Annotated in this window: 6 protein-coding genes; 3 read left to right on the forward strand and 3 right to left on the reverse strand. The window is 73.8% G+C overall.

Annotation, left to right across the window (positions count from 1 at the left end):
* Positions 1-384: 384 nt before the first annotated feature.
* The 3 genes from ACWENR_RS28975 to deoC are packed head-to-tail and all read right to left on the reverse strand — an operon-like array spanning position 385 to position 3667.
* Positions 385-1209 carry an aldehyde dehydrogenase family protein gene (locus ACWENR_RS28975; RefSeq protein WP_452280128.1) on the reverse strand — a complete coding sequence of 275 codons (825 nt, stop codon included), beginning with the start codon at positions 1207-1209 and terminating at the stop codon, positions 385-387.
* The gene (locus ACWENR_RS28980; RefSeq protein ID WP_452280129.1) at positions 1202-2632 is read right to left on the reverse strand and encodes an aldehyde dehydrogenase family protein; all 1431 of its coding nucleotides are present in this window, start codon (positions 2630-2632) and stop codon (positions 1202-1204) included. The genes ACWENR_RS28975 and ACWENR_RS28980 overlap by 8 nt, the downstream gene beginning before the upstream one ends.
* 6 nt (positions 2633-2638) lie before the next feature.
* A complete protein-coding gene (gene deoC, locus ACWENR_RS28985; RefSeq protein WP_452280130.1) occupies positions 2639-3667 on the reverse strand; it encodes a deoxyribose-phosphate aldolase in 1029 nt (342 codons plus the stop codon).
* A 133-nt stretch (positions 3668-3800) separates the two neighbouring features.
* On the opposite strand from deoC, the gene upp reads away from it, so the two are divergent.
* The 3 genes from upp (at position 3801) to ACWENR_RS29000 (ending at position 6257) form a co-directional block, all read left to right on the forward strand.
* Complete coding sequence (gene upp, locus ACWENR_RS28990; protein WP_091097998.1) at positions 3801-4433, forward strand: uracil phosphoribosyltransferase; 633 nt, start codon at positions 3801-3803, stop codon at positions 4431-4433.
* A 230-nt stretch (positions 4434-4663) separates the two neighbouring features.
* On the forward strand, positions 4664-5203 hold the full coding sequence (locus ACWENR_RS28995; RefSeq protein WP_452280131.1) for an RNA polymerase sigma factor: 540 nt from the start codon (positions 4664-4666) through the stop codon (positions 5201-5203).
* A gap of 13 nt (positions 5204-5216) precedes the next feature.
* Positions 5217-6257 (forward strand): CU044_5270 family protein, encoded by a 1041-nt coding sequence (locus ACWENR_RS29000; RefSeq protein WP_452280132.1) that lies wholly within the window; start codon positions 5217-5219, stop codon positions 6255-6257.
* Positions 6258-6388: the final 131 nt, after the last annotated feature.

A 6388-nucleotide genomic window follows, 5' to 3' on the forward strand; every position in this document is an offset into this window, starting at 1 on the left:
CCCGGCCCTGCCCGGTCCTACCCCGCGCTGCTCGGCCCCGCCCCGCCCTGCCCCGCCCTGCCCTGCCCCCGGCCTCCGGTGTGTCCCGCCGCCGCAAGATCGCGCTACAACCAGGAAAGAGTCCCCTCCGCTCGCGCCGAGGCCACTGTTTCCCGGATGTTGTGCGATCTTGCGGCGGCGCGGCGGCGCGGCGATGCGATCTCGCGGCGGCGCGGCGGCGCGGCGGTGCGATCTTGCATGGCGCGGCGGTGCGGCCTTGCGGCGGTGCGGCCTAGCGATCTTGCGGTGGCGCGGTGGTGCGACGGTGCGATCTTGCGGTGGTGCGGTGGGAGGAGGGGGCGGGGTGGGGTTCCGGGGGGCCGGAGACCCCACCCGGGGTGTGACTCAGACGCCCTTCGGGTGCCAGACCGTCTTCGTCTCCAGCAGGCTGGTCATCCGGGTGATGCCCGGGTCGGCGGTCCAGTCGTGGTCGGCCGGGGCCGGCCGGAGCACCCGCTTGAGGTTCTCCGCCGCCTTCACCTCCAGCTCGGCCGCCAGCTCGGCGTCGGCCACCCCGGTCAGGTCGATGGCGTTGACGTCCATGTGGGCGGCCAGCGCCGGCACGGTCTCGGTGATCCGGCCGGTGAGCAGGTTCACCACCCCGCCGGGCAGGTCGGAGGTGGCGAGCACCTCGGCCAGGGTCACCGCCGCCAGCGGCTGCGTCGGCGAGGTCGCCACCACCACCGTGTTGCCGGTGACGATCGCCGGGGCGATCACGCTGACCAGGCCGAGCAGCGCCGGGGACTCGGGGGCCACCACGGCCACCACGCCGGTCGGCTCGGGCGCCGACAGGTTGAAGTACGGCCCGGCGACCGGGTTGGCGCCGCCGTACACCTGGGGGAGCTTGTCGGACCAGCCCGCGTACCAGACCCAGCGGTCCACGGCCGCGTCGACCTCGTCGCCGGGCACGCCGAGGGCGACGAACTGCTCGCGCCGGCCCTCCAGCATCTCGGCCACCCGGTAGAGGATCTGACCCCGGTTGTACGCGGTCGCCCCGGCCCAGCCCTTGACGGCGGCGCGGGCGGCGACGACGGCGTCCCGCGCGTCCTTGCGGGAGGCGAGGGAAACGTTGGCGTCCTGCACGAGATACGACCGTCCCGACTCGCTGCGCGGGAACTTCCCGCCGATGAAGAGCTTGTACGTCTTGCGTACCGCGACCCGCTCAGACATTGAGGTAGCCCTCCAGCCCGTGCCGGCCGCCCTCGCGACCGTAGCCCGACTCCTTGTAGCCGCCGAACGGCGAGGTGGGGTCGAACTTGTTGAACGTGTTGGCCCAGACCACCCCGGCGCGCAGCCGGTCGGCCATCCACAGGATCCGGGAGCCCTTGTCGGTCCAGATCCCGGCCGACAGCCCGTACGGCGTGTTGTTGGCCTTCTCGACGGCCTCGGCCGGAGTGCGGAACGTCAGCACGGACAGCACCGGGCCGAAGATCTCCTCCCGGGCGATCCGGTGCGCCTGGGTGACCCCGGTGAAGATCGTCGGCGCGAACCAGAAGCCGCGCTCCGGCAGCTCGCACGGCGGCGACCAGCGCTCCGCGCCCTCGGCGGACCCCGCGTCGGACAGCTCCCGGATCCGGGCGAGCTGGGCGGCCGAGTTGATCGCGCCGATGTCGGTGTTCTTGTCCAGCGGGTCGCCGACGCGCAGCTGGGCCATCCGCCGCTTCAGCGACTCCAGCACCCGGTCGGCGACGTTCTCCTGGATCAGCAGCCGGGAGCCGGCGCAGCAGACGTGCCCCTGGTTGAAGAAGATCCCGTTGACGATCCCCTCGACCGCCTGGTCGATCGGCGCGTCGTCGAAGACGATGTTGGCCGCCTTGCCGCCCAGCTCCAGGGTGAGCTTCTTGCGGGTGCCGGCCACCGAGCGGGCGATGGCCCGGCCCACCTCGGTCGAGCCGGTGAAGGCGACCTTGTCCACGCCCGGGTGCTCGACCAGCGCGCGGCCCGTGTCGCCGGCGCCCGTGACGATGTTGACCACGCCGGCGGGCAGGTCGGCCTGCTGGCAGATCTCGGCGAAGAGCAGCGCGGTCAGCGGGGTCGTCTCGGCCGGCTTGAGCACCACCGTGTTGCCGGCGGCCAGCGCCGGGGCGATCTTCCACGCCAGCATCAGCAGCGGGAAGTTCCACGGGATGACCTGCGCGGCCACGCCGAGGGGCCGGGGGTTCGCCCCGAACCCGGCGTGCTCCAGCTTGTCGGCCCAGCCGGCGTAGTAGAAGAAGTGCGCTGCGACCAGGGGCAGGTCGACGTCGCGGGACTCCTTGATCGGCTTGCCGTTGTCGAGCGACTCCAGCACGGCCAGCTCGCGGGAGCGCTCCTGGATGAGCCGGGCGATCCGGAACAGGTACTTGGCCCGGTCGCGGCCCGGCATCGGACCCCAGACCTTCTCGTACGCGGTGCGGGCGGCGCGGACGGCGCGCTCGACGTCCTGGCTGCCGCCCTCGGCGATCTCACCCAGCACCTCCTCGGAGGCCGGGTTGATCGACTTGAAGCTGCCGCCGTCGGCCGGGTCGACGAACCGTCCGTCGATGAACAGCCCGTAGGAGGGCTTGAGGTCCACCACCGAGCGGGACTCGGGGGCGGGTGCGTATTCGAACATCGGCTCTCAGTCCAGGGTGAAGTAGTCGGGACCGGAGTAGGTGCCGGTCGTCAGCTTGGTGCGCTGCATGAGCAGGTCGTTGAGCAGGCTGGACGCGCCGAAGCGGAACCAGTCCGGGTCCAGCCAGTCCGCGCCGACGGTCTCGTTGACCATCACCAGGTACTTGATGGCGTCCTTGGTGGTCTTGATGCCGCCGGCCGGCTTCACGCCGACCTGCCGGCCGGTCGCGGCCCGGAAGTCGCGGACCGCCTCCAGCATCACCAGCGTCACCGGGGGCGTCGCCGCGACCGGGACCTTGCCGGTGGAGGTCTTGATGAAGTCGCCGCCGGCCAGCATCGCCAGCCAGGAGGCGCGGCGCACGTTGTCGTACGTGGCCAGCTCGCCGGTCTCCAGGATCACCTTGAGGTGGGCGTCCCCGCAGGCCTCCTTGGTGGCGACGATCTCGTCGTACACCTCCTGGTAGCGCCCGGCCAGGAACGCGCCCCGGTTGATCACCATGTCGATCTCGTCGGCGCCCGCCTCGACGGCGGCCCGGGTGTCGGCGAGCTTGACCTCCAGCGGCGCCTGGCCCGACGGGAAGGCGGTCGCCACGCTGGCCAGGTGCACAATGCCAGGTCCGGCCGGCGCGGCGCCGTTCGCCTGTTCCGATCCGCCGGATGGCCGCCCGGACCCGGCACCGCTGCCCCGCAGCACCTCGGCCACGTGCGGGACCATCGCCGGGTAGACGCAGACCGCCCCGACGTGCGGGCAGGACGGGTCGGCCGGGTCGGGGCGCAGCGCCTTCGCGGCCAGCGCCCGCACCTTGCCGGGGGTGTCGGCCCCCTCCAGGGTGGTCAGGTCGACCATCCGGATCGCCAGGTCGATCGCCTGCGCCTTGGCCGTGGTCTTGATGGAGCGGGTGCCGAGCTGTGCCGCCCGCTGCTCCGCGCCGACCTGGTCCACGCCGGGCAGGCCGTGCAGGAAGGTCCGCAGAGCGGTCTCGGATCGTCCCAGCTCGGAGAGCTCCGACCGGGCCGACGTCGCTGTCGCCGTCATGCCCCGAAGTCTACGCATCCGACCGCTGCGTGATCTTGGTCACGGTCGGGCGGGCGGGCCCGGTGGTGAGCGACGTCGCTGGTCGGGCCGCACCCGCAGTGCCGGGGCGCGCGGACCGGTAGGTTGAGCGATCGTGGACGTACACGTCATTGACCACCCGCTCGCCCAGTCGCGGCTGACCGCCATGCGGGACGCGCGCACCGACTCCTCCTCGTTCCGGGCGGCGCTGCACGAACTCACCACCATGCTGGTGTACGAGGCCGCGCGCTCGTTCCCCGTCGAGAAGTACCCGGTGCAGACGCCCGTCACCGGCACCGAGGGCACCCGGCTGGCGAACCCGCCGCTGCTGGTGCCGGTGCTGCGGGCCGGCCTGGGCATGGCCGACGCCGCGCTCGGCCTGCTGCCGGAGTCGTCGATGGGCTTCGTCGGCCTGGCCCGCGACGAGGAGACGTACGAGCCGCGCGCCTACATGGAGTCGCTGCCCCGGGACCTGAGCGGCCTGCCGGTGCTGGTGCTCGACCCGATGCTCGCCACCGGTGGCTCCCTGGAGCACTGCTGCCGACTGCTGGCCGACCGGGGCTGCACCGACATCACCGTGCTCTGCGTGCTCGCCGCCCCCGTCGGCATCGAGCGGCTGGAGCGCTCCGGCCTGCCGCTGCGCCTGGTCACCGCCTCGATCGACGAGGGCCTCAACGACCGGAAGTTCATCGTGCCGGGCCTCGGCGACGCCGGCGACCGCCAGTTCGGCGGCATGCCCCGCTTCTAGCGGCGCCCACGCCACCCCGCCCGCCCCGACCGCCGGGGCGGGCGGCCCCGGCCGAGAGCCCGTCCCACCCCGGTCGGTGACCTCCACCCCGGCCGACAGGCCGTTCCGCTTCCCGGCCGGTGAGTTCCCGCCCCGGCCGGTGACTTCCGCCCCGGCTGCCGGTAACGATCCGCCCCGCCCGCGACACATACGTGGTGTCCCTGTCAGGAACTGCGGTCGGGAGATCGATAGTGAAACCCGTGGGTGAGCGGGGCGAGGGCTGGTTCACCAGCCTCTACGCCGCGCACTACCCGGACATCGTCAGATACGGCATGCGTCGGCTCCCCGATGCCGACGCGGCGGCCGAACTCGCCCAGGACGTGTTCGTCGTCGTCTGGCGGCGGCGCGGCGAGGTGCCGGAACGCGCCCTTCCCTGGCTCTACGCCGTGGCGCGGCACGTCGTGGCGAACCGGTGGCGGTCCCGGCGCGACGGCCCGAGCCTGCTGCCGCTCGCCGAGGCGGACCACGTACCGGCACGAATCGTCGGACCCGACGCCGTCGTGCCGATGCTCGACCTGCACCGGGCGCTGTGCACCCTGTCCGAGACCGACCAGGAGATCCTCCGGCTGGTCGGCTGGGAGGACCTGAGCGTCGGCGACGCCGCCGTCGTCCTGGGCTGCACCCGGTCCGCCGCCGCCGTGCGGCTCTACCGGGCCCGGCGCCGACTGCGCACCGCCCTGGTCGCCCCCGCCCCCGCCCGCGGCGCCCGACCGGCGTCCGTCCACGTCTGAGAGGAGCAGCAGCATGCACACCAAGCAGCAGATCCGGGAGCTCCTGGGCCCGGCCGACCCGGCGCGGGACGCCGTCGTACCCCCGTCGCCCCGCACCGCCCACGACCTGATCCTCCGCGCGGAGGCCGCGACCGCGACCCCGGCCGGCCCGGCGCGGCGCGGCGCGTCCCGCCGCGCCATGCTCGTCGGCGCGGCCGCCGCGCTGGCCGTGCTCGGCTCCGCCGGGGTGGCGCAGGTGCTCCGGGACGGGGCGCCCACCGGTGCGGTGCCCGCGCAGCCGGTCGACGGGACCGTGCTCGTTCCGGTGGCCTACGAGATCGCCGCGGGCGAGCCGGCCGGCCGGCACCTGCGGGCGCTCGCCGCCCGCCTGGTCGACGGCCCGCAGGACGCGACCGGTGGCCGCTACTCCTACCACCACACCAAGTCCTGGGGCGGGGCGGCGATGTCGTCGCCCAACGGCCACACGATGAACTTCGTGCAGGAACGCCGCCACTGGGCGGCGGACGACGGCAGGCAGTGGCAGGACGACCGGGTCCTGGGCGCCGAGTTCCCCGACGCGGCATCCCGGGAATACTGGTCTAGGCAGCCGCAGACGCCCCACGCCACCCCCTCGGGCACCAGGCCGCCGGAAGGGATCCAGGAGATCCCGCGCGACTCGCAGGGCAGGCCGTTGCCGGCCGACCGGGCGGAACTCGAGCGCCGGCTCGGGTCCGAGAAGCCGGCGGGCGAGCTGGCGATGCGCACGTACCACCTCTACAGCAGCTACCTGGTGCCGAAGCGGACCCGGGCCGACCTCCTCACCATCCTCGCGGAGAAGCCCGGCTTCGTCTGGCGCGGCCGGGTCGTCGACCGGGCCGGCCGCCAGGGCGTGGCCGTCACCGCCGACCTCGTCCCACCGGCGGGGGAATACCCGGAGCGGGCGCAGATGCTGCTGGTCTTCCACCCGTCGAACGGTGAACTGCTCGCCTACGAATACCTGGAGACGGCCCCGAAGCGCCGCGTGCTGCACTACGAGCTCATGCTCGACGCCCGCCGCACCGACACGATGCGCTGACCGGCCGCGCCGGGGCGGCCGGGGCACGCGCCCCGACCGCCCCGGCCTGCGGCCCCGGCGTGCCGTCCCGGCGTGCGGCCCCGGAGTGCGGCTTCGGCGTGCCGTCCCGGTGTGCGGCCCCGGAGTGCGGC

Source organism: Micromonospora sp. NPDC004336 (assembly GCF_053602615.1).